The organism is Rhodovulum sp. P5 (assembly GCF_002079305.1).
Classification (GTDB): Bacteria; Pseudomonadota; Alphaproteobacteria; order Rhodobacterales; family Rhodobacteraceae; genus Rhodovulum.
Map to the genome: position 1 here is coordinate 2,804,140 of NZ_CP015039.1, position 21,080 is coordinate 2,825,219.

21 protein-coding genes and 1 pseudogene are annotated in these 21,080 nt (G+C 64.1%); 14 read left to right on the forward strand and 8 right to left on the reverse strand.

The genetic code is table 11. The features are described 5' to 3' along the window. Positions 1 to 9: 9 nt before the first annotated feature. Positions 10 to 336, forward strand: coding sequence for a DUF1491 family protein (locus tag RGUI_RS13600; RefSeq protein ID WP_081533794.1), 327 nt, complete (start codon positions 10 to 12; stop codon positions 334 to 336). 49 nt (positions 337 to 385) lie between these two features. Continuing rightward, positions 386 to 1,111 (forward strand): DNA repair protein RecO, encoded by a 726-nt coding sequence (gene recO / locus RGUI_RS13605; RefSeq protein WP_081536092.1) that lies wholly within the window; start codon positions 386 to 388, stop codon positions 1,109 to 1,111. A 141-nt stretch (positions 1,112 to 1,252) separates the two neighbouring features. Here the strand turns inward: recO and RGUI_RS13610 are convergent, their stop codons facing one another. Continuing rightward, positions 1,253 to 2,938 (reverse strand): acyl-CoA dehydrogenase family protein, encoded by a 1,686-nt coding sequence (locus RGUI_RS13610; protein ID WP_081533795.1) that lies wholly within the window; start codon positions 2,936 to 2,938, stop codon positions 1,253 to 1,255. Between the two features lie 65 nt (positions 2,939 to 3,003). Continuing rightward, positions 3,004 to 3,219 carry a hypothetical protein gene (locus tag RGUI_RS22180; protein WP_253798414.1) on the reverse strand — a complete coding sequence of 72 codons (216 nt, stop codon included), beginning with the start codon at positions 3,217 to 3,219 and terminating at the stop codon, positions 3,004 to 3,006. On the opposite strand from RGUI_RS22180, the gene RGUI_RS13615 reads away from it, so the two are divergent. Continuing rightward, positions 3,194 to 3,865, forward strand: a complete 672-nt coding sequence (locus tag RGUI_RS13615; protein WP_253798417.1) for a sulfite exporter TauE/SafE family protein — start codon at positions 3,194 to 3,196, stop codon at positions 3,863 to 3,865. The two genes, RGUI_RS22180 and RGUI_RS13615, sit on opposite strands and share 26 nt — an antisense overlap. Before the next feature lie 100 nt (positions 3,866 to 3,965). Here RGUI_RS13615 and RGUI_RS13620 read toward each other — a convergent pair whose 3' ends face one another. Then, complete coding sequence (locus RGUI_RS13620; RefSeq protein WP_081533797.1) at positions 3,966 to 5,564, reverse strand: phosphoenolpyruvate carboxykinase; 1,599 nt, start codon at positions 5,562 to 5,564, stop codon at positions 3,966 to 3,968. Between the two features lie 327 nt (positions 5,565 to 5,891). On the opposite strand from RGUI_RS13620, the gene RGUI_RS13625 reads away from it, so the two are divergent. From RGUI_RS13625 to RGUI_RS13660, 8 genes and pseudogenes are all read left to right on the forward strand, one after another. Next, positions 5,892 to 6,593, forward strand: a complete 702-nt coding sequence (locus RGUI_RS13625) for a response regulator transcription factor (RefSeq protein WP_081533798.1) — start codon at positions 5,892 to 5,894, stop codon at positions 6,591 to 6,593. Between the two features lie 52 nt (positions 6,594 to 6,645). Continuing rightward, positions 6,646 to 8,307: a sensor histidine kinase gene (locus RGUI_RS13630; protein WP_253798419.1), complete on the forward strand. Its 1,662-nt coding sequence runs from the start codon at positions 6,646 to 6,648 to the stop codon at positions 8,305 to 8,307. A gap of 18 nt (positions 8,308 to 8,325) precedes the next feature. Next, on the forward strand, positions 8,326 to 8,757 hold the full coding sequence (locus tag RGUI_RS13635) for an HPr kinase/phosphorylase (protein ID WP_081533800.1): 432 nt from the start codon (positions 8,326 to 8,328) through the stop codon (positions 8,755 to 8,757). Continuing rightward, positions 8,757 to 9,683 (forward strand): RNase adapter RapZ, encoded by a 927-nt coding sequence (gene rapZ / locus RGUI_RS13640; protein ID WP_081533801.1) that lies wholly within the window; start codon positions 8,757 to 8,759, stop codon positions 9,681 to 9,683. The genes RGUI_RS13635 and rapZ overlap by 1 nt, the downstream gene beginning before the upstream one ends. Next, positions 9,680 to 10,071, forward strand: a pseudogene (locus tag RGUI_RS13645) (PTS sugar transporter subunit IIA). The gene rapZ and the pseudogene RGUI_RS13645 overlap by 4 nt, the downstream one beginning before the upstream one ends. A gap of 20 nt (positions 10,072 to 10,091) precedes the next feature. After that, entirely contained in the window at positions 10,092 to 10,370 is a 279-nt protein-coding gene (locus RGUI_RS13650; protein WP_081533802.1) for an HPr family phosphocarrier protein, read from the forward strand. A gap of 59 nt (positions 10,371 to 10,429) precedes the next feature. After that, on the forward strand, positions 10,430 to 11,302 hold the full coding sequence (locus tag RGUI_RS13655; protein WP_081536093.1) for a lysophospholipid acyltransferase family protein: 873 nt from the start codon (positions 10,430 to 10,432) through the stop codon (positions 11,300 to 11,302). Between the two features lie 99 nt (positions 11,303 to 11,401). Continuing rightward, positions 11,402 to 12,571: an esterase-like activity of phytase family protein gene (locus RGUI_RS13660; RefSeq protein WP_081533803.1), complete on the forward strand. Its 1,170-nt coding sequence runs from the start codon at positions 11,402 to 11,404 to the stop codon at positions 12,569 to 12,571. Positions 12,572 to 12,646: 75 nt separating this feature from the next. Here the strand turns inward: RGUI_RS13660 and RGUI_RS13665 are convergent, their stop codons facing one another. Next, complete coding sequence (locus RGUI_RS13665) at positions 12,647 to 13,522, reverse strand: 3-hydroxybutyryl-CoA dehydrogenase (protein WP_081533804.1); 876 nt, start codon at positions 13,520 to 13,522, stop codon at positions 12,647 to 12,649. Between the two features lie 152 nt (positions 13,523 to 13,674). On the opposite strand from RGUI_RS13665, the gene RGUI_RS13670 reads away from it, so the two are divergent. Further along, a complete protein-coding gene (locus RGUI_RS13670) occupies positions 13,675 to 14,514 on the forward strand; it encodes a DUF6473 family protein (protein WP_081533805.1) in 840 nt (279 codons plus the stop codon). 54 nt (positions 14,515 to 14,568) lie between these two features. Here RGUI_RS13670 and RGUI_RS13675 read toward each other — a convergent pair whose 3' ends face one another. The 4 genes from RGUI_RS13675 to RGUI_RS13690 form a co-directional block, all read right to left on the reverse strand. Continuing rightward, positions 14,569 to 15,495 (reverse strand): electron transfer flavoprotein subunit alpha/FixB family protein, encoded by a 927-nt coding sequence (locus tag RGUI_RS13675; RefSeq protein WP_081533806.1) that lies wholly within the window; start codon positions 15,493 to 15,495, stop codon positions 14,569 to 14,571. Between the two features lies 1 nt (position 15,496). Then, positions 15,497 to 16,258, reverse strand: a complete 762-nt coding sequence (locus RGUI_RS13680) for an electron transfer flavoprotein subunit beta/FixA family protein (RefSeq protein WP_081533808.1) — start codon at positions 16,256 to 16,258, stop codon at positions 15,497 to 15,499. 153 nt (positions 16,259 to 16,411) lie between these two features. Continuing rightward, positions 16,412 to 16,972, reverse strand: a complete 561-nt coding sequence (locus tag RGUI_RS13685; protein WP_081533809.1) for a cob(I)yrinic acid a,c-diamide adenosyltransferase — start codon at positions 16,970 to 16,972, stop codon at positions 16,412 to 16,414. Between the two features lie 141 nt (positions 16,973 to 17,113). Continuing rightward, complete coding sequence (locus RGUI_RS13690; RefSeq protein WP_081533810.1) at positions 17,114 to 17,944, reverse strand: SDR family NAD(P)-dependent oxidoreductase; 831 nt, start codon at positions 17,942 to 17,944, stop codon at positions 17,114 to 17,116. Positions 17,945 to 17,997: 53 nt separating this feature from the next. On the opposite strand from RGUI_RS13690, the gene RGUI_RS13695 reads away from it, so the two are divergent. Continuing rightward, a complete protein-coding gene (locus tag RGUI_RS13695) occupies positions 17,998 to 20,304 on the forward strand; it encodes a DNA topoisomerase IV subunit A (RefSeq protein WP_081533811.1) in 2,307 nt (768 codons plus the stop codon). A 69-nt stretch (positions 20,305 to 20,373) separates the two neighbouring features. Beyond that, positions 20,374 to 21,000: a hypothetical protein gene (locus RGUI_RS13700; protein WP_081533812.1), complete on the forward strand. Its 627-nt coding sequence runs from the start codon at positions 20,374 to 20,376 to the stop codon at positions 20,998 to 21,000. The last annotated feature ends 80 nt before the right edge of the window (positions 21,001 to 21,080 follow it).

The window sequence follows — 21,080 nt, forward strand, 5'->3', positions numbered from 1 at the left end:
AGGTGCCGCATGCGCCTGACCGCGGAGTTCTGGGTGCAGGCCTATCTGGCGCGGCTGAGGCTGGAAGGTATCCCGGCCTTCGTCGTTGCCCATGGCGACGACACGGCAGGCGCAGTTCTGGTGAAGATGAACACGCTGGACGGGCAGGCCCGTGCCTTTCAGCGCCGGTTCGATCTGCAAACCGGGGCGCGCGTCTGGTCGGTCTTGACCGAGGGGAACGAGGCCGAGGTTGATGTATCTGTCGCCCGGCAGCGGGAGTTCGACCCGGACCTGTGGGTGGTCGAGGTCGAGGATCGCGCGGGGCGCCACCTGCTTGACGACCCCGGCCTTGCGTGACCTTCGCCTTTCGATTTGGGTATTGGGGGCAGCGAAGGGGCGTGGCGTGATCGAGTGGGAGGACGAGGGCAGCGTTCTGACCGTGCGACGGCACGGCGAAAACGCGGCCATCGTCGATGTGTTCACTGCGGGTCACGGGCGCCATATGGGGGTGGTTCGGGGCGGGGCCGGGCGACGGCTGTCCCCGGTGCTGCAACCCGGTGCGCGACTGGCCCTGACATGGCGGGCGCGGCTTGACGATCACCTCGGCAGCTTCACGGTCGAACCCGTGCGGAGCCGGGCGGGGCATGTCATGGGCGATGCCGCGGCCCTTGCGGGGTTGAATGCGGTTACGGCGCTGCTGTCCTTCAGCCTGCCCGAGCGCGCGCCGCACCCCCAGCTTTTCCTGCGGTCAGAGGCGCTGTTCGACCTGCTCGGCCATGCAGAGGCCTGGCCCTTGGCCTATCTGCGCTGGGAACTGGCGCTGTTGGAGGAGATGGGCTTCGGTCTTGACCTGTCGGCTTGCGCGGTCACCGGCAGCCGGGACGATCTTGCCTATGTCTCGCCCCGCACGGGCCGGGCGGTAAGTGCAAAGGGCGCAGGCGAATGGGCGGACCGCCTGCTGCCGCTGCCGCCCTGCCTGCTGGGGCAGGGTCCCGTGCGCGAGAGCGAGATCGGCGCGGGGCTGCGCTTGACGGGCCATTTTCTTGAGAAATGGCTCGCACCTGCGCTGGGGGAGAAGCCCTTGCCCGCGGCACGGGGGCGGTTGGTCCGGGTGCTGGCGCTACAGACCTGAGCACCCGCCCCGGTACGGTGACTGGGGCGGGGCTTGTAAGACGGATGATCCGTTATCCGAGAACGCGCCGAGCAATCACCTGCGCCTGAATCTCCGCGTGCCGCCGAGAGGACGTGTCCCCCGGACACGTCCTGATATCGGTTAGCCCAAGACTCTGCGTGCGATGACTTGTGCCTGAATCTCCGCCGCACCCTCAAAGATGTTCAGGATGCGCGCGTCGCACAGGATGCGGCTGATCGTGTATTCCAGCGCGAAGCCGTTGCCGCCGTGGATCTGCAACCCGTTATCGGCGCAGGCCCATGCGATGCGGGCGCCCAGCAGTTTCGCCATCCCGGCTTCGAGGTCGCAGCGCTGGTCGTGGTCCTTTTCCCAGGCCGAGAAATAGGTCAGCTGCCGGGCGACCATGATTTCCACGGCCATCATCGCCAGCTTGTCTATGACGCGGGGGAAGTTGATCAGCGCCTTGCCGAACTGCTTGCGGTCCTGGGCGTATTGCATCGACACGTCGAGCGCCGATTGGGCCACGCCGATGGCGCGGGCCGCAGTCTGGATGCGCGCGGATTCAAAGGTTTGCATCAGCTGTTTGAAGCCCTGCCCCTCGACCCCGCCCAGCAGGTTCTCGCCCTTGACCTTGAACTTGTCAAAGCCAAGCTCGTATTCCTTCATGCCGCGATAGCCCAGAACCTCGATCTCGCCGCCGGTCATGCCTTCGGTCGGGAACGGGTTTTCATCCGTGCCGGGGGTCTTTTCGGCCAGGAACATCGACAGACCCTTGTAGTCCGACGTCGCCGGGTCGGTGCGCGCCAGCAGCGTCATCACATGGGTGCGCGCGGCGTGGGTGATCCAGGTCTTGTTGCCGGTCACCTCGTAATCGTCGCCCACCTTGACCGCGCGGGTGCGCAAGCTGCCGAGGTCGGAGCCGGTGTTCGGTTCGGTGAAGACGGCGGTGGGCAGGATTTCCGCGCTGGCGATCTTGGGCAGCCAGTGCTGTTTCTGCTCTTCCGTCCCGCCACACAGGATCAGTTCGGCGGCGATTTCCGAGCGCGTGCCCAGCGAGCCCACGCCGATATAGCCGCGCGACAACTCCTCGGACACGACGCACATCGACGCCTTGGACAGCCCGAACCCGCCGTATTCCTCGGGAATGGTCAGGCCGAAGACACCCAGTTCGGCCATCTCCTCGATGATTTCCATCGGGATCAGTTCGTCTTTCAGGTGCCATTCATGGGCGTTGGGCTCCACCCGGTCGACGGCGAACCGGCGGAACTGGTCGCGGATCATCTCCAGCTCTTCATCAAGGCCGGTGGCGCCGACGGTCACGTTGCCCGCCTGTTCCTGCATCAGCGTTACAAGCCGTGCGCGGGCGGCGGGGGTGTTGGCGCTGCCGATCAGCGCCGTCACCTCGTCGGTGTAGAGCGCGTGAACTTCGTCTCCGGACACGCCGACATCGCGCAGGCGGACGATTTCGCCTTGGCTCATCGGGATGCCGCCGGCGATCTGGCTAAGGTACTCACCGAAGGAGATTTGGAGGATCAGTTGCTCGACCTCGCCGAACTTGCCCTGTTCGGTCAGCCGCTCGGCCCAGCCCTGCATCTGGGTCAGTGCCTGCGCATAGGTCGAGAGCCACGCCAAACCATGTGCGGCCGTCTGGTGCATCTCGATCAGCTTGCCCGAGACGCGGTCGCCATCGGTCACCTGCGCGCGAACGGCGGCGCGGGCGGCCTCCATCACCTTGTCCACCGGGGCAAGGGCGGCCTTGGTCAGCGTCAGAAGATCGGGGAGGATCGTGGCTTGCGCATTGGCGATGTCCTGACCGTCATGGGGCATGAATCGTCTCCTTGTTTCGGGCTTGGGGTGACATAGGGCCTTCGCAGATGCAGCGCAACAAAAATTCAATTGAGCATGGCTTTTTGAAGGATAATGACCGCCTTGTTTTTGCAGTGCAGCGTGCCCGGCGGCAGGCTATAGGCGTTCTGGACAAGGGGGAACGACGGCATGTTCGGGATTGAACCGGTCTTGGTCGCGGCGGCGGTGGCCGTGACGGCTTTTGCAGGCATCGTCAAGGGCGTGACGGGGTTCGCGATGCCGCTGATCATGATCTCGGGCATGTCGAGTTTTCTGCCTGCGGATCTGGCGCTGGCCGGGCTGATCTTTGCGACGCTGCTGACGAATGTGGCCCAGGCCTTGCGGCAGGGGCCGCGGGCCGCATGGGGATCGGTCCGCCGGTACCGATTGCTGATCGGCTGCGTCATTGGCGGTATTCTGATCAGTGCGCCCCTGGTGCCGGTTCTGCCTGATCGGGTCATGCTGCTGGTGCTGGGGGTGCCGATCCTTGCCTTCACGCTGTCCCAGCTTCTGGGGCGCCAGTTGATCCTGCATGCCCGGCACCGCGGGCGGGCCGAGGTCGCGATGGGGCTGACCGGTGGGTTCTTCGGCGGGCTGTCGGGGGTCTGGGGGCCGCCGGTGATCGCCTATCTGCTCAGCTTCAACACCGAGAAGATGGAAATGGTGCGGGTTCAGGGCGTTGTCTTCCTGATCGGGGCAACGACGCTGACCGCAGCCCATCTGGGGTCGGGGGTGCTGAATGCGCAGACGATCCCCTTTTCGGCGGCGCTGGTCGGCCCGGCGGCAATTGGCATGTGGCTGGGGGTGCGGGTTCAGGATCGGCTGCCCGCCGCCCGCTTTCGCAAGGTGACGCTGATCGTGCTGTCGGTGGCCGCGGCCAACCTGATCCGCCGGGGGCTGATGGGCTGACGGCGCGGCCCGGATCGCCCAACCTGTCGGGTGAGGGCCCGAAACGGCGAAGGCCCGACCGTAACGGCCGGGCCCTGCAAATCATGCGGTGGCGGATGCCTCAGCCGATGGCGGCTTCTTTCACGTCATCGTCGATATAGGGCACGTATTGCGCGAAGTTTTCCGAGAACATGTGCACCAGCTTTTCAGCCTGCGCGTCATAGGCCGCCGGATCGGCCCAGGTCCGGCGCGGGTCAAGCAGGACCTCGGGCACGTCGTGCACCGCAAGCGGCACCTCGAACCCGAAGTTGGGGTCCTTGCGGAACTCCGCATCGTTGAGAGAGCCGTCAAGCGCGGCGTGCAGCAGGGCGCGGGTGGCCTTGATCGGCATCCGCTCGCCCGACCCATAGGCGCCGCCGGTCCAGCCGGTGTTGACCAGCCAGCAGGTCGCGCCGTGACGGGCGATCTTTTCGCGCAGCAGGTTGCCATAGGCTTCCGGCCGACGCGGCATGAAGGGCGCGCCGAAGCAGGTGGAGAAGGTCGGTTCCGGCTCGGTCACGCCTTTCTCGGTCCCGGCGACCTTGGAGGTGAAGCCGGACAGGAAGTGATACATCGCCTGTGCGGGCGTCAGCCGTGCGATCGGGGGCAGCACGCCGAACGCGTCGCAGGTCAGCATGATGATGTTCTTGGGATGCCCGCCCATCGCCGTGCCGGACGCGTTCGAGATGTAGTGCAGCGGGTAGGCGCAGCGCATGTTCGCGGTCAACGAGTCATCTTCGAAATCGAGCGTCTTGGTGTGTTCGTCGAACACCATGTTCTCGATCACCGTGCCGAATTTCGACGTGGTGGCGTAGATTTCCGGCTCGGCCTCGGCGCTCAGGCTGATGGTCTTGGCATAGCAGCCGCCTTCGAAGTTGAAGGTGCCGTTTTCCGACCAGCCATGTTCATCGTCACCGATCAGCGTGCGCGACGGATCGGCCGACAGCGTGGTCTTGCCGGTGCCCGACAGGCCGAAGAAGATGGCGGTATCCACCGGGTTGTCGATGGCGTGGTTGGCCGAACAGTGCATCGCCATGATGCCCTTGCCCGGCAGGATGAAGTTCATCAGCGTGAAGACCGATTTCTTGATCTCGCCGGCATATTCGGTGTCGCCGATCAGGATCAGCTTTTTGGCGAAGTTCATCGCGACGACGGTCTTGCTGCGGCAGCCGTGGCGCTCGGGGTCGGCCTTGAAGCTGGGGCAGTTGATGACCGTGAATTCGGGCGCGAAGCTGTCGAGTTCATCCAGCGCGGGCCGGCGCAGCAGGTGGCGGGAGAAGAGCCCGTGCCACGCCATTTCGGTCACGACGCGCACGTCCAGACGGTTGGCGGGATCGGCCCCGGCATAGAGGTCCTCCACGAACATCTCGCGGCCCTTCATATGCTCCAGCATGTCGGCATGCAGGGTGTCGAAAGCCTCCGGCGTCATGGGGCGGTTGTTTTCCCACCAGATGTCGTTTTCGACATCGGGGGTGCGGACCACGTGCTTGTCCTTGGGGGAGCGGCCGGTATGTTCGCCGGTGGTCACGAGGAACGCCCCGCCCTGGCCCAGACGCCCTTCGCCCCGCTTCAGCGCTTCTTCGATGAGCGCCGGTTCAAGCAGGTTGTAGTAGACCTTGCCCAGACCTTGAATGCCTTGATCTTCAAGACGTTGCTTGGGATTCACCCGACCGAATTCCATATCTTACCCTCCATGCCGCGGCCTTCAGAATGGCGCGCCTATAGCACGAGGCTTTCATCCCGCAACAGCTTCGGAAAGGACGTTAGCGCAATCATCAATCGTTTAGCCCGACGTTAGCGCAATCATTTTATCCGCGCCCCGGAATTGTGCCGTCCTGATCGACAATAAGACAACCGGAGGGATGCCGTTAGCACTCTGTCAGCGATTTTGCCTTTGAGTTGAGGCAACGGTCTGTCCGTGATTCGCCGTTCCGGGATGCCCGGTTGTCGGCAAGGCAGGACACCGGACAGGACAACAATTCGCTCGCAGAGAAGTGAGAGGCCCCCGATGTCGAGGATTGCGCTCGTAGACGACGACAGGAACATCCTGACTTCCGTTTCCATGACGCTGGAAGCCGAGGGCTTCGAGGTCGAGACCTACAATGACGGTCAATCGGCGCTGGACGCGTTCAACAAGCGATTGCCCGATATGGCGGTCTTCGACATCAAGATGCCCCGGATGGACGGCATGGACCTTCTGCAGCGCGTGCGCCAGAAGTCGAAGATGCCGGTGATCTTCCTGACCTCGAAGGATGACGAGATCGACGAGGTTCTGGGCCTGCGCATGGGCGCCGATGACTATGTGAAAAAGCCTTTCTCTCAACGCCTGCTGGTCGAACGCATCCGCGCGCTCTTGCGCCGGCAGGAGGTGATCGCCGCCGATGACGGCCCGGCCCCCGAGGACAGCAAGGTCATGGTGCGCGGCAACCTGACGATGGACCCGCTTCGCCATGCGGTGGCCTGGAAGGGCAAGGATGTCGCGCTGACCGTGACGGAGTTCCTGTTGCTGCAGGCGCTTGCGCAGCGGCCGGGCTTCGTGAAAAGCCGCGATCAGTTGATGGACGTGGCCTATGACGATCAGGTCTATGTCGACGACCGGACCATCGACAGCCACATCAAGCGGCTGCGCAAGAAGATGCGGCAGGCCGATCCGGATTTCTCCGCGATCGAAACGCTCTACGGCATCGGCTATCGCTACAACGAAGAATAGGCGCAAGCCGGGGGGCTCCGTGCGGGACACAATGCCAGAAGCCGATGTCGACATGTCCGCGCGCGCATCCCGGGACACGGGGGCGGCGTCGGCCGCCACGACCGCCGCGCGCCGCAAGGTTCGGATCGCGCTGAACCCCTCGCCTTTGGCGCGCAAGATCATCGTGTTCAACCTGCTGGCGCAGATCATTCTGATCTCTGGCGTGCTTTACATGAACCCGGCCCGGGACAGCCTGCTGCGCCAGCGCGAAAGCGGGCTGGTGGCAGAGGCCGAACTCGTCGCCGACGTGTTCGAGGCGCAGATGGCGCCCGGTGCCCCCTTCGGCATCCGGGCGGGCCGCGGGCGCGATGCCACGGAGACTCTGGCCGGGCTTGATCTGGCGCCCGGGGTCGAAGCGTTCGTGTTCGACGCGCAGGAAATTCTGGTGGCGCGCGCCCGCGGCGGTGCCTCTTCCGATTGGCCGGCGGACGATATCCGCGACGAAAGCAAGATCACGATCATCACCGATATTCTGAACACGATCTGGGAAGGGCTTGCCCATCGCCTTCAGCGCCCGGGAGTGGCCAACGGCGATTCCAGCCCCGAAGAGCGCCTGCGTGACCAGGTGGCCCGCACCTTGGTTGCCGGTGCGCAGATCGAAACCGGCGTCGATGCCGGCGGACGCACCGCCTTTACCGCGACCACCCCGATCATCCGGGCGGGGCAGGTTGTCGGTGTCGTGGCGCTCGTATCTGCCAGCGGTGAGATCGACTGGCTGGTGCGGATCGAACGCGAACAGGTCTTGCAGGTTTTCGTCATCGCGCTGATCGTCTCCATCGGGTTGAGCCTCGTTCTGGCCTCGACCATCGCCAACCCGCTGTCGGAACTCGCAGCCGCGGCCGAACTGGGCCGGGACCGCCACTCCCAGAAGATGAGCCCCGGGCGCGTGCGGATCCCCGACATGGCCGGGCGCCCGGACGAGATCGGGCGGCTGTCTGTTGCGCTTCGCGGAATGGTGACGGCGCTTTACGACCGGATCGATGCGAACGAGCAATTCGCGGCCGATGTCGCCCATGAAATCAAGAACCCGCTGGCCAGTCTGCGCTCTGCCACCGGGACGCTGCGGCTGGCCAAGCGGGAAGAGCAGCGCGAGAAACTTCTTGAGATCATCGAGCATGACGTTCGGCGCCTGACCCGGTTGGTCAGCGACATTTCCAACGCCTCGCGTCTGGACAGCGAACTGGTCAAGGAAGACGAACAGAAATTCGACCTCGTGCAGTTGCTGACAAATCTCAGCCAGCATCTGGGGCAGGAGGCGCGCGAGAAGGGCGTGGATTTCATCTCCGATCTGCCGCCCGAGCCGATGGTCGTGCAGGGGCTTGAGGCGCGGCTTGCCCAGGTCTTCGTCAATTTGATCACCAACGCGGTCTCGTTCTGCGAGGCGGGCGATGCCGTGCGGATCTGGGCGCGGACCAAGGACAACAGGGTGCTTGTCGTGGTCGAGGATACGGGGCCCGGCATCCCGAACGAGGCGCTGAACAAGATCTTCAACCGCTTCTATTCCGAACGTCCGCCCGGGCAGTTCGGCAACCATTCCGGCCTTGGGCTGGCGATTTCCAAGCAGATCGTCGAAGCTCATGGCGGCGTCATCTGGGCCGAGAACATCCGTCCGACCGAGGCTGACGTCACGTCCGAACCGCTGGGGGCGCGATTCGTGGTCGGCCTGCCGGTCTGACGTGATAGACGTCCGATTATGCCGGACCAACCCGCCCCGATCATCGTGCATGCAAGCTGTGTGGCCGTCGATGGGCGGGCCGTGCTGATCACCGGGCGTTCGGGCGCGGGGAAATCGGCCCTTGCCCTGCAACTGATCGGCCTTGGGGCCAGACTGGTCGCCGATGACCGAACCTGCCTTTTCGCGGACGGCGACAGCCTTGTCGCCCATGCGCCCGAGACCATTCGGGGCCTGATCGAGGCCCGGTTTGTCGGCCTGCTGCATGCCGAGACCGAAAGCCGCGCCCGGGTCGTGCTTGCCGTCGATCTGGACCAGGTCGAGACCGAGCGACTGCCGCCAAGGCGAGAAACGCGGTTTCTTGACCATATCGTCCCCTTGCTTCGCCGGGTCGATCAGCCATACTTCCCTTCAGCAATCCTGCTTTACCTGACGTCCGGCCGAAGTGACTGATGCCCGAGACACCTGAACGAGATCTGGCACCGAACCCGCAGCGCGTCGTTCTGGTGACGGGGGCGTCGGGGGCGGGGCGGTCGACGGCGCTGAACGTGCTGGAAGACATCGGTTTCGAAGCCATCGACAACCTGCCGCTGTCGCTTGTCCCGAAGCTTTTGGACGGCAACGAGGTACGTCCGCCGCTTGCCCTTGGGGTGCATACGCGAACCCGGGACTTTTCCGCCCGGGCACTTGCCGACCTCATTCAACAGATCTGGTCCGCGTCGCATATCGAGGCCGATGTGCTTTACCTCGATTGCCGTCCAGAGGTTCTGTTGCGACGGTTCTCGGAAACCCGGCGCCGTCACCCGATGGCCCCGGCCGAAAGCCCGGTCGAGGGGGTGGCGCGCGATCTTGACGTTCTCGAACCGATTCGGGAGCTCGCCACGATCCTGATCGACACCTCCGACCTGACGATCCACGAGTTCCGGGCGGAGATGACCGCACGTTTCGCCGCGGGGGGAGAGGCCCCCCTTGCGCTGTCGCTGCACTCCTTTTCCTACAAGCGCGGGCTTCCGCACGGTCTGGAAATGGCGTTCGACTGCCGGTTTCTGCGCAATCCGTATTGGGATCCGTCGCTGCGCCATCTTGATGGCCGCAACGATGAAGTCGTCCACTATGTTGGCGAAGACGGACGGTTCGGCACGTTCGTGGAGCATATCGTCACGCTGGCCGATTTCGTTCTGCCCGCGCATCGCGACGAGGGCCGCAGCCACATCTCGATCGGGTTCGGCTGTACCGGGGGGCAACACCGCTCCGTCGCGGTTGCCGAAACCGTGGCAAACAGGCTTGCGGCAACGGAATGGCAAGTGTCTATACGGCACAGAGAACTGGAAAGGCGGGCGCAGATCGCGTCTGCGGCGGCATCGGGATCGGGCGCGTGATCGGAATCGTCATTGTCGCGCACGGGGCTTGGCCCGCGAATATCTGGCGGCGGTGGAACATGTCGTTGGCCGGCAGACCGGTATTCGTGCCATTTCCATCGGGCCCGACGATGACCGGGGGGCAAAGCAGGACGAAATCTGTCGCGCGGCGGATGATGTCGATCAGGGCAATGGCGTGGTGGTGGTGACCGACATGTTCGGGGGGTCGCCCTCCAATCTGTCGATCCGGGCCTGTATCCCGTCCGATCGGCGCATCCTGTTCGGGGCGAACCTGCCGATGCTGATCAAGCTGGCCAAGTCGCGCAAGCTCAGCGTGGCAGAGGCGACGGCCTCGGCGCTGGCCGCCGGGCGGAAATACATCGACAGTTTCGATGCCGAAGGTATGTGATCGTGAACAAGGAGTTTCGCATGGGCCACGCGGTGACGCGCAAGCTTGAAATCGTGAACGAGAAGGGGCTGCATGCCCGCGCGTCAGCCAAGTTCGTGGAATGCGTCGAGGACCATGACGCCACCGCCGAAGTGAGCCGCGACGGTGTGAGCACCTCGGGCGACTCGATCATGGGGCTTTTGATGTTGGCAGCCTCGAAGGGAACCACTATTGAGGTCAAAACCTCCGGCCCCGAGGCCGAACGGCTTGCCGACGCCCTGACGCAACTGGTCGGGGACCGTTTCGGGGAAGAGATGTAGACGAACCGACCCGAGGAGCGCGAAGCGTGGTCGACAGCACCAATATCAATCCCGTGCTCGTGCAGCCGCGCCCGCGTTTTCTGGGGCAGGGCGACGGCAAGAAGCTGGATGGCCGTGCCTATGATGCCCGGCGCCTGTCCTATTCGACCACGTTTTCGAACCCGGTTCAGGTGCGCCTGATCAAGACCATGGAACTCATGACCGGCAAGCTGCGCCTGTTGCGGCTGATCCGGAAGTTCGAGGCGATGGGGGTGCCGGACGGGCAGGCGTTCTGGAAACAGGCGCTGGACGTGATGGGCATCGATCTGCGGACGCCCGAGTCGCAACTGGCCCGGATCCCGCGGACCGGCCCGGTCATCGTGGTGGCAAACCATCCGCACGGCTTGGTGGACGGGATGGTGCTGGCCGAGTTGATCGGCCGGGTGCGCACCGACTACAAGATTCTCACCCGCTCGCTTCTGACCGGTGTGGGCGAGATCGAGGAATTCATGATCCCGGTGCCTTTCCCGCATGAGGAAGATGCGCTGGAGCAGAACCTTGAGATGCGGCGCCGGGCGATGGAGCATCTGAGCGATGGCGGCGTGATCGTTCTGTTCCCGTCCGGGTCGGTCGCGGCGTCTGCGACCATGTTCGGCCCGGCAATCGAGGCTGAATGGAACCCCTTCACCGCCAAGATGATCCAGCGCTCCGGCGCTGTCGTGGTGCCGATCCGGTTCACGGGGGAGAATTCCCGGTGGTACCAGATCGCCAACCAGGTGTCGTCGACGTTGCGGCAGGGCCTGTTGCTGCATGAGGTCGTGCACGCGCTGAACCGGCCGCAAGCCCCCGTCGTGGGAACCCCGATCGAGCGGGCGGAAATCGAACGCTGGGCGGGCAACCCGCGCGGCTTCGTCGCCTGGCTGCGGGACCGCACGCTGGGTCTTGTCGCCTGACGCGACGCACGGCCATCGTCCCGTCACAGGAGCACAGCATTTCTGTTACGCCGGTTGCGTATGCGGAAACGGTCTGTTCACTCTTGGGGGATTCCAAACATGGCACTCCGACTGACCGCAAGCGCGGCTGCTCTGGTTCTTTCGGCCTTCTCGGCCAATGCGGCACCGATTACGCTGAACCTGCTGGGTTCGACCGTTGTCCCGGATGGCACCGAGTTCGAAGGTGTCGAATTCGGCGGTATTTCGGGCCTTCAGATGGCCGAAGACGGGACGTTCTACGCCCTGTCGGACGACCGGGGCGATGCCGGCCGTGCGCCGCGCTTCTACACTCTTGACCTCGACTATGACCTGGGCGGGTTCAACGGCGTGACAATCCTCAGCCAGACGGCGCTGACGGACACGGACGGCTCGCCGCTGCCCACCGATGCGCCGACGGTCGACCCCGAGGCGATCCGCCTTGCGCCCAATGGCAACCTCTACATTTCCAGCGAAGGCAATTTCAGCACCGATCCGGACGCGCTGGTGCAGCCCTTCGTGCGCGAATACACCACCGATGGAGAGTATGTGCGCGATCTCGCCTATCCGGATGTCTATCGCTATGTCGACAACGCCACCGATGGCGCCCGCGACAACAAGCTTTTCGAGGCGATGGCGGTGGATGCCGACGGCACCATCTTCGTCGGTAACGAGGAAGCGCTGATCCCCGATGGCGCGACATCGACCGCGGATGAGGGCAGCTTTGTGCGCATTGCCGAAATCGACCCCATCCTTGGGGAAGCGGTTGCCCAATATGCCTATGCCCTGCCGGCGATCCCGCTGGACGGTGACGCCGGTGCGCCCGGTCTGGTCGAGCTTCTGGCGTATGGCGATGGGTTCCTCGCGCTGGAGCGGTCCTATGCCAGCGGCGTCGGCAACACCGTGACGATCACCTATTCCGAGATTCTGGACGACAGCACCAACATCCTCGATCTGGCGGCGCTGGACGGAGAGGACGTCGTGCCGATGAGCCGGGAGGTCCTGCTGACCATCACCGACCCGTTCATGGGCATCGACAACGACAATCTTGAGGCGATGTCCTTCGGTCACACGCTGGCCAACGGCAATCTCAGCCTTGTCCTTGCCGCGGACAACAACTTCAACCCGCGCTATCAGGAAAGCCTGTTCATCGCTTTCGAAATCGCGCCGGCAGCCCCGGCCGTGCCGCTTCCCGCCGGTCTGCCGCTTCTGCTGTCGGCGCTGGGCGGCATAGCGGTTCTGCGCCGCCGCTGAGCCTGCGCTTTCAAAACACGAACGGGCGCCTGTCGATGGCGCCCGTCTTCGTTTGACCGGTGACGAAGTCCCGGCTTACCGGGTGGGAACCGGCGTTTCCCCGCGATAGTCGTAGAAACCGCGCTGGGTCTTGCGGCCGAGCCATCCGGCCTCGACATATTTCGTCAGCAGCGGGCAAGGCCGGTACTTGGTGTCGGCCAGCCCGTCATGCAGCACGTTCATGATGGCAAGGCATGTATCCAGCCCGATGAAATCGGCCAGTTCCAGCGGCCCCATCGGATGGTTCGCGCCAAGCTTCATCGACTCGTCGATGGAGCGGACATTTCCCACGCCCTCATAAAGCGTATAAACCGCCTCGTTGATCATCGGCATCAGGATCCGGTTGACGATGAAGGCCGGGAAATCCTCTGCCGACGCCGCGGTCTTGCCGATCTTTTCGACCAGCGCGAGCATTGTCTTGTACGTGTCCTCATCGGTCGCGATGCCGCGTATCAGTTCAACAAGCTGCATCACCGGAACCGGGTTCATGAAATGCAGGCCCATGAACTTTTCGGGACGGTCGGTCCGGCTGGCCAGCCGCGTGATCGAGATCGACGAGGTGTTCGAGGTCAGGATCGTGTTGGGCTTCAGATGGGGCTGAAGGTCTTCGAAGATCGCGGTCTTCACGGTTTCCCGTTCGGTCGCGGCCTCGACGATCAGGTCGGACGGGCCGATATCGGTCAGCACCGTCGTGGTCGAGATCCGGGCAAGCGCGGCTGTCTTCTCCTCTTCGGAGATCTTGCCGCGGCTGGCCTGCCGCGAAAGGTTCTTGTCGATCTCCGACAGGGCGCGGCTCAGCGCGTCGGCCGACAGGTCGTTCAGCGTGACCTCATATCCCGCAAGGGCAAAAACATGGGCGATCCCGTTGCCCATCTGACCTGCGCCGACAATCCCAACCGTCTTGATATCCATTGCCCGTCCCCGCCATGTTCGCGGGGACCTTAAGGCGGTGTGCTGCGGTCGCGCAAGGGGCTGTGGATGGATAAAATCCGAACCTTAGCGACTTCGAAACCCGGGCCCGACACTCTCGCGACAGGTGAGTCGAATTATGCGAGCGGGCGGATATGAGCTTCCAGCAACCGGGCGCCGGGACCTTGGCCTACTTCCCGTGCCGATACGGTAATTCAAGGCTGCTTTTCCGGGGGCCGCGTCAGGACGTCGACAAGCCCTACTGCGCCGTCGTCGGCGGGACCGAGACATATGGGAAGTTCATCCCCAAACCCTTCCCGGCCCTTGTGGAAGAGCGGACCGGCACCCCGGTGGTCAATCTGGGCTGCGTCAATGGCGGCCTCGATGTCTTCGCCAATGATGCTTCGGTGGTCGATCTGTTGGCCGGGGCCCGGGTGGCCGTCATTCAGGCGCTGGGCGCGCACAACATGTCGAACCGCTTCTATGTGGTTCACCCCCGGCGAAACGATCGGTTCCTCCGGGCCTCATCCATGATGAAGGCCCTGTTCCCGAGCATCGACTTTGCCGAATACAATTTCACGCGCCATCTGTTGTCGACGCTGAGAGATACCTCGCAACCCGCCTTCGAAATGGTCGTGGCAGAGTTGCAGATGGCGTGGCAGGCGCGCATGCGCGGGTTGGCGGCGGGCATCCCCGGTGAAAAGGTCCTGCTGCGGTTTTCGTCGAGGCCGCCGGAACATGCCGGGCCCGACGACGATCTGGGCGACGATCCGCTGTTCATCACCCCGCACATGATCGACTCCGTCCGCCCCTATTTCAGCCGGGTGGTGGAGGTCGAGCCGAGCGAGCCCGCGCTTTCGCAGGGCACGGCCGGCATGGTCCACAGCGAAATGGATGAACCGGCGGCCGCGGCGCTGCCCGGTCCGGCCGTGCACGAGGAGATCGCCGCGGCCCTTGCCCCGGTGGTAGAAGACCTGATGGCGGCCGCCCGATAGAAAAAGGCCCGCGACGATGCGCGGGCCTTTCGTGTTCCCAAGGGTGCGTCCCGGTCAGAGCTTTTCGACCAGTTCCGGCACCGCGTCGAACAGATCGGCCACCAGCCCGTAATCGGCGACCTGAAAGATCGGGGCTTCCTCGTCCTTGTTGATGGCGACGATGACCTTGCTGTCCTTCATGCCCGCAAGGTGCTGGATCGCGCCGGAAATGCCGACGGCGATGTAAAGCTCGGGCGCGACGACCTTGCCGGTCTGGCCCACCTGCCAGTCATTGGGCGCAAAGCCCGAGTCGACCGCGGCGCGCGAGGCCCCGACGGCAGCGCCCAGCTTGTCGGCCAGTTGTTCGATCAGCTTGAAGTCGTCTTCCGACCCCACGCCGCGCCCGCCCGACACGATCACCCCGGCCGAGGTCAGTTCCGGTCGGTCGCTTTCGGCGGCGGTGTCGGACACCCATTCGGACATGCCCGGATTGGCGGCGGTGGCCGCGTCCGCGACGGGGGCGGCATCGCCTTCGCCAGCAGCCTCGAAGGTCGAGGTGCGGATGGTGATGACCTTTTTCGGGTCTCTCGACTTCACCGTCTGGATCGCGTTGCCGGCATAGATCGGCCGGTCGAACGTGTCGGCATCGACCACGCCCACGATCTCGGAGATCACCATCACATCCAGAAGCGCGGCGACGCGCGGCATGATGTTCTTGGCATCCGTCGTGGCCGGGGCGACGATGTGGTCGTAGTCGCCGGCCAGCGAGACGATCAGATCTGCGGTCGGTTCGGCCAGACGGTGGTTGTAGATGGCATCCTCGGCCACCAGAACCTTGGCCACGCCGTCGATCTTGGCGGCAGCTTCGCCTGCGGCCTTGGCATGGGCGCCGACACACAGCGCGGTGATGTCACCCAGCGGTTTGGCGGCGTTCACGGCCTTGGCGGTGGCATCCAGTTGCAGTTCACCGCCGGTGACTTCGGCAAGAAGAAGAACGGCCATCTTACAGCACCCCCGCTTCGTCTTTCAGCTTGGCGATCAACTCGTCGACCGAGGCGACCTTGACCCCGGCCTGACGCTCGCGCGGCTCGGCTGTTTTCAGGATCTCAAGCCGCGGCGTGACGTCCACGCCGTAATCGGCGGGGGTCTTTTCCTCCAGCGGCTTCTTCTTCGCCTTCATGATGTTGGGCAGCGACGCATAGCGCGGTTCGTTCAGGCGCAGGTCCACGGTGATGATGGCGGGCATCTTCACCTTGATGGTCTGCAGGCCGCCGTCGACTTCGCGCGTCACGCTTGCGCTGTCGCCCTCGATCTCGACCTTCGAGGCAAAGGTGGCCTGGCTCCAGCCCAGAAGCGCGGCCAGCATCTGGCCCGTCGCGTTCATGTCGTTGTCGATCGCCTGTTTGCCGGCCAGAACAAGGCCCGGCTGTTCGGCGTCCACGACGGCCTTCAGCAGCTTGGCGACCGCCAAGGGTTCGATATCGTCATGCACATCCTCGGCGGCGACGATCAGGATGGCGCGGTCGGCCCCCATCGCCAGCGCGGTGCGCAGCGTTTCCTGTGCCTGCTTCACGCCGATAGAGACCGCGACGATCTCGTCGGCCTGGCCTTTTTCCTTCAGCCGGATCGCCTCTTCCACGGCGATCTCGTCAAAGGGGTTCATCGACATCTTGATGTTGGCGAGATCGACGCCGGTGCCGTCCGCCTTCACGCGGACCTTCACGTTGTAGTCGATCACGCGTTTGACGGGTACGAGGACCTTCATCGGCGTGCGTCTCCATGGCTAGCGCCCCGGATGTCGGGGCAGGACAGTCATTCCGCCACCTGTTAGCGACTCTGAAACGCGGACAACAGGCCAAAATCGACACGACAGGAAGTTTCCGCGTCGCGTCGCAGCCTTTTCGATTGTTGCGCGCTCCTATTGGCGCTTTTCGCCGGGGGTCCAAAGCACGTCGGCCTTGCCCCCGTCATTGGCGGTGCGGGCGGCCACGAAAAGCCAGTCTGACAGGCGGTTGAGATAAGACATGACCTCAGGGTTCACGTGGTCGTCGGTGGCAAGCTTTCGGGTCAGGCGTTCGGCACGGCGCACAAGCGTGCGTGCCATGTGCATATGGGCGGCCAGCGGCGTGCCGCCGGGCAGGATGAATTGCGTCAGCGGCGGCAGGGTCGCCTCCATCGCGTCGATTTCCGATTCCAGCCGGGTCACCTGCGCGGCAGAGATTCGCATCGGCGCGTTGTCGTCGCCAATGTCCTTGTGCAGGTCGGCGCCCACATCGAACAGGTCGTTCTGAACGACGCCAAGGCGCGCATCCATGTCGCCCGATGCCTGAAGCCGGGCCAGCCCCAGGGCGGCGTTGGCTTCGTCCACGGCCCCATAGGCACGGATCCGGGGGTCATCCTTGGGCAGCCGGGTGCCGTCGCCAAGCGCGGTTTCGCCGTGGTCGCCTGTTCTGGTGTAGATGTTGCTCTGCTCGGGCATCGTTGGCCTCCCTGTATCTGTATCTGTATCTGTATCTGTATCTGTATCTGTATCTGTATCTGTGACTGTGTCGTTCGGGTCGGTGTTTCCGTACCCGACGCCTCGACATAGGGGGCAGGCGGCGAAAGGCGATACGGGGAGTCAGTTCTTGTTGATCAGCCAGTCCAGCGCGGCGGTCGGGAACACCCGTCGGGCAAAGCCCATCAGGTAGGTCGGCGTGGTGACATAGTAGCGGGCGCGCGGCGTGGGCGATTCCAGCGCATGAATCAGTTTTCGGCTGACCGCAGAGGCCGGCAATTCGAACGGATCGGGCCCGCGATCATCGTAAAGCCGTTTCAGCAGAGAGGTCCGGTACTGGTCGGCCCGTGCGCTGTTTTCCCAGTCGACCCAGCGCTCGAAATGCGGAATTGCCTTTTGACGAATGCTTGATGTCACCGGGCCGGGCTCAATCAGGATGATCTTGATTGCCGTATCGCGCATCTCGATCCGGAGCGTATCGGTCAGCCCTTCCAGCGCATATTTGGTGGACACATAGGCGCCGCGCCATTTGCCAGCGACAAACCCCAGAACCGAGGAGCAGTTGACGATCCGGCCATGCCCCTGTGCCCGCATGGTGGGGATCACGCGGTTCGTCAGGTCATGGACGCCGAAGAGATTCGTCTCGAAGATCTCTCGCAATGCACCACGCGGCAAATCCTCTACCGCGCCGGGGCAACCGAAGGCCCCGTTGTTGTAAAGCGCATCCAGCGTGCCACCGGTTCGGGTCAGGGTTTCATCGACGGCGGCCGCAATGCTTGCCTCGTCGGCATAGTCGAGCACGAAGCTCTCCAGCCCCTCACCGCGCAGCCTGTCGCAGTCGGCCACCTGCCGGCAGGTGGCAAAGACGCGCCATCCGCGGGCGTGCAATGCATGGGCCGCATCATAGCCGATGCCAGAGGAACACCCCGTGATCAGAACCGATCTTTGCGCCATCTGTTAACCACTCGCCTCTGGACCGCGTATCACGGCCGTTCTACACAACATCCATGGCCGATGCCACAGATGACCCCAAGATGAATGCCCCCCTGGCCGAACCGCTGCGCCGTGCAATCGGAGAGCGGTATCTGACCTATGCGCTCTCCACGATCATGGACCGGGCGCTGCCGGATGCGCGGGACGGGCTGAAACCGGTACACCGGCGGATCCTCTACGCGATGCGAGAGTTGCGGCTCTCGTCGTCGGGCGGGTTCCGGAAGTCGGCGAAGATTTCCGGCGATGTGATGGGCAACTATCACCCCCATGGCGACGCCGCGATCTATGACGCGATGGCGCGGCTGGCGCAGGAGTTCAACGTCCGCTACCCGCTGGTCGACGGGCAGGGGAATTTCGGCAATATCGACGGCGACAACCCCGCCGCCAGCCGTTACACCGAGGCCCGCCTGACCGCGGCGGCCGAGGCGCTGATGGAGGGGCTGGCCGAGAACGCGGTCGATTTCCGCCCCAATTACGACGGCACGCTTGAAGAACCTGTCGTTCTACCGGCCGCGTTTCCGAATCTGTTGGCGAATGGGTCCTCCGGCATCGCCGTCGGCATGGCCACGAACATCCCGCCGCACAATATCGACGAACTGGTCGGCGCCTGCCTGCACCTGATCAAGACGCCCGACGCCCGCGACGACACGCTATTGAACTATATTCCCGGCCCGGATTTCCCGACCGGCGGCGTGATCGTGGAGCCGCCCGAGAATATCGCGCAGGCCTATCGCACCGGCCGGGGCAGTTTCCGGCTGCGCGCCTATTGGCAGGTGGAGGATCTGGGGCGCGGCACATGGCAGGTGGTGGTCACGGAAACCCCCTATCAGGTGCAGAAATCCAAGTTGATCGAGCGGATTGCGGACCTGATCCAGACCAAGAAGATCCCGATCCTTGCGGATGTACGCGACGAAAGCGCCGAGGATATCCGCCTGATCCTTGAACCCCGGTCGAAGAATGTCGATCCGGAGGTTCTGATGAACACGCTGTTCCGCAATTCCGATCTGGAGGTGCGGTTCAGCCTGAACATGAACGTGCTGATCGACGGGCGCACGCCGAAGGTCTGCAGCCTCAAGGAGGTTCTGCGCGCCTTCCTGGATCACCGGCGCGAGGTGCTGCTCCGGCGCAGCCAGCACCGGTTGGAGAAGATCGACCACCGACTTGAGGTTCTGGAAGGGCTGCTGATCGCCTTTCTCAACCTCGACCGGGTGATCGACATCATTCGTTATGACGACGACCCCAAGGCCGCCCTGATGGCCGAGGACTGGTCGAAAGGTCATGTGCGGGCGGCGTCTGAACGGGATTATGTCTCGCCCCTGCCGGCCGAGGGGGAGGGCCAGCTGACCGAGGTTCAGGTCGAGGCGATCCTGAACATGCGCTTGCGTTCGCTCCGCCGCCTTGAAGAAATGGAACTGACCGCAGAGCGCGACAAGCTGCTTGAGGAGCGCGCCGCGCTGGAAGACCTGCTGGAAAACGAAACCGTCCAGTGGACGCGGATTTCGGAGGAGTTGCGCGAGGTGCGCGAGGCATTCGGCCGGAAAGCGCCGGGCGGCGCCCGCCGCACGCGCCTGGCCGAGGCAGCCGAGGTCGAAGAGGTTCCGCTGGAAGCGATGATCGAGCGGGAGCCGGTGACGGTGGTCTGCTCGAAAATGGGCTGGGTGCGGGCGATGAAGGGACATATCGACCCCGGCACTTCCCTGAAATTCAAGGACGGTGATGAAGGCCGCTACCTGCTGCATGCGGAGACCACCGACAAGGTCTTGCTGTTCGGGGCGAACGGGCGGTTTTACACGCTGCCGGTCACGCAACTGCCCGGCGGGCGTGGCATGGGCGAACCGGTGCGCCTGATGGTCGATCTGCCGAATGATTGCGACATCGTCACCCTGCGGGTGTATCGCCCGGGCGAGAAACTGCTTGTCGCGTCCAGCGCGGGCGACGGCTTCCTTGTTGCCAGCGATGAGGTTCTGGCCCAGACGCGCGCGGGCAAGCAGGTGCTGAACGTCCGGGACGGTACGGTGGCCCGGGTCTGCAAACCGGTTTCGGGCGACCATGTCGCCTGCGTGGGTGAAAACCGCAAGGTGCTGGTGTTCCCCCTGTCGGAATTGCCCGAGATGACGCGCGGCAAGGGCGTGCGCCTTCAGAAATACAAGGACGGGGGCCTGTCGGATGCAGCGACGTTCACCTTGGCAGACGGCCTGTCCTGGCTTGACCCTGCCGGACGCCGGCGCACCGAAACCGATCTTGCCGAATGGCTGGGCAAGCGGGCCGGCACGGGCCGTATGGCCCCGCGGGGCTTCCCGCGGGACAACCGGTTCACCTGACGGGCGTCGTTGCACCGTCTTGGCGGTTGCACTATTCCGGGTGCGAACCGCTTCATCCTGGGGGAGCCCATGCATCGGCTGTCGTGCCTGATCCGTCCTGTACTGCTTCTGGCCAGCATGGCGTTTGTGGCCGGCTGCGCGGCCCGGAACCAGGAGTTGTCGCCCCCGCAGGATCTCGGGAATTTCCGGCTCGGCCATAACATCGTGGTGTCTAAGAACATGGAGAAGGTGCCCCCCAGCCGCGATGCCAGCGCCGAAGAGTGGAAGACGGTACTGACCGAAGCCATCGACAAGCAGTTCCGCCGCTATCAGGGCGACAAGCTGTACCATCTGGGCGTGAATATCGATGGCTACTCGCTGGCCGTGCCGGGGATTCCGGTGATCGCCTCGCCCAAGTCGATCCTCGTCATCTCGGCCAATGTCTGGGACGATGCTGCCGGCAAGAAGCTGAACACCGAAGTCAAGCAGATCACGATCTGGGAGAGTTTGTCGGGCGAGATGCTTTTGGGCTCCGGCCTGACGATGAGCAAGGACCAGCAGATGCGCGACCTTGCCGCGAATGCGGCGCGCCAGATCGAGGCCTGGCTTGTCGAGAACCGGGAAGAGTGGTTGGGCTATGATCCGGCATCAGCCACGGGCCCTGCCGCCGAAACGGCCACATCGCGTCCCGCGCCGCGACCGGCAAGCCTCAACTGACGCTTGATTTATTTCCGTCCGCGGACTAGAGAGCGCCCGATGTTGAATCGGGCCCGGTCCGGCCCCCTAATCGATGAGGC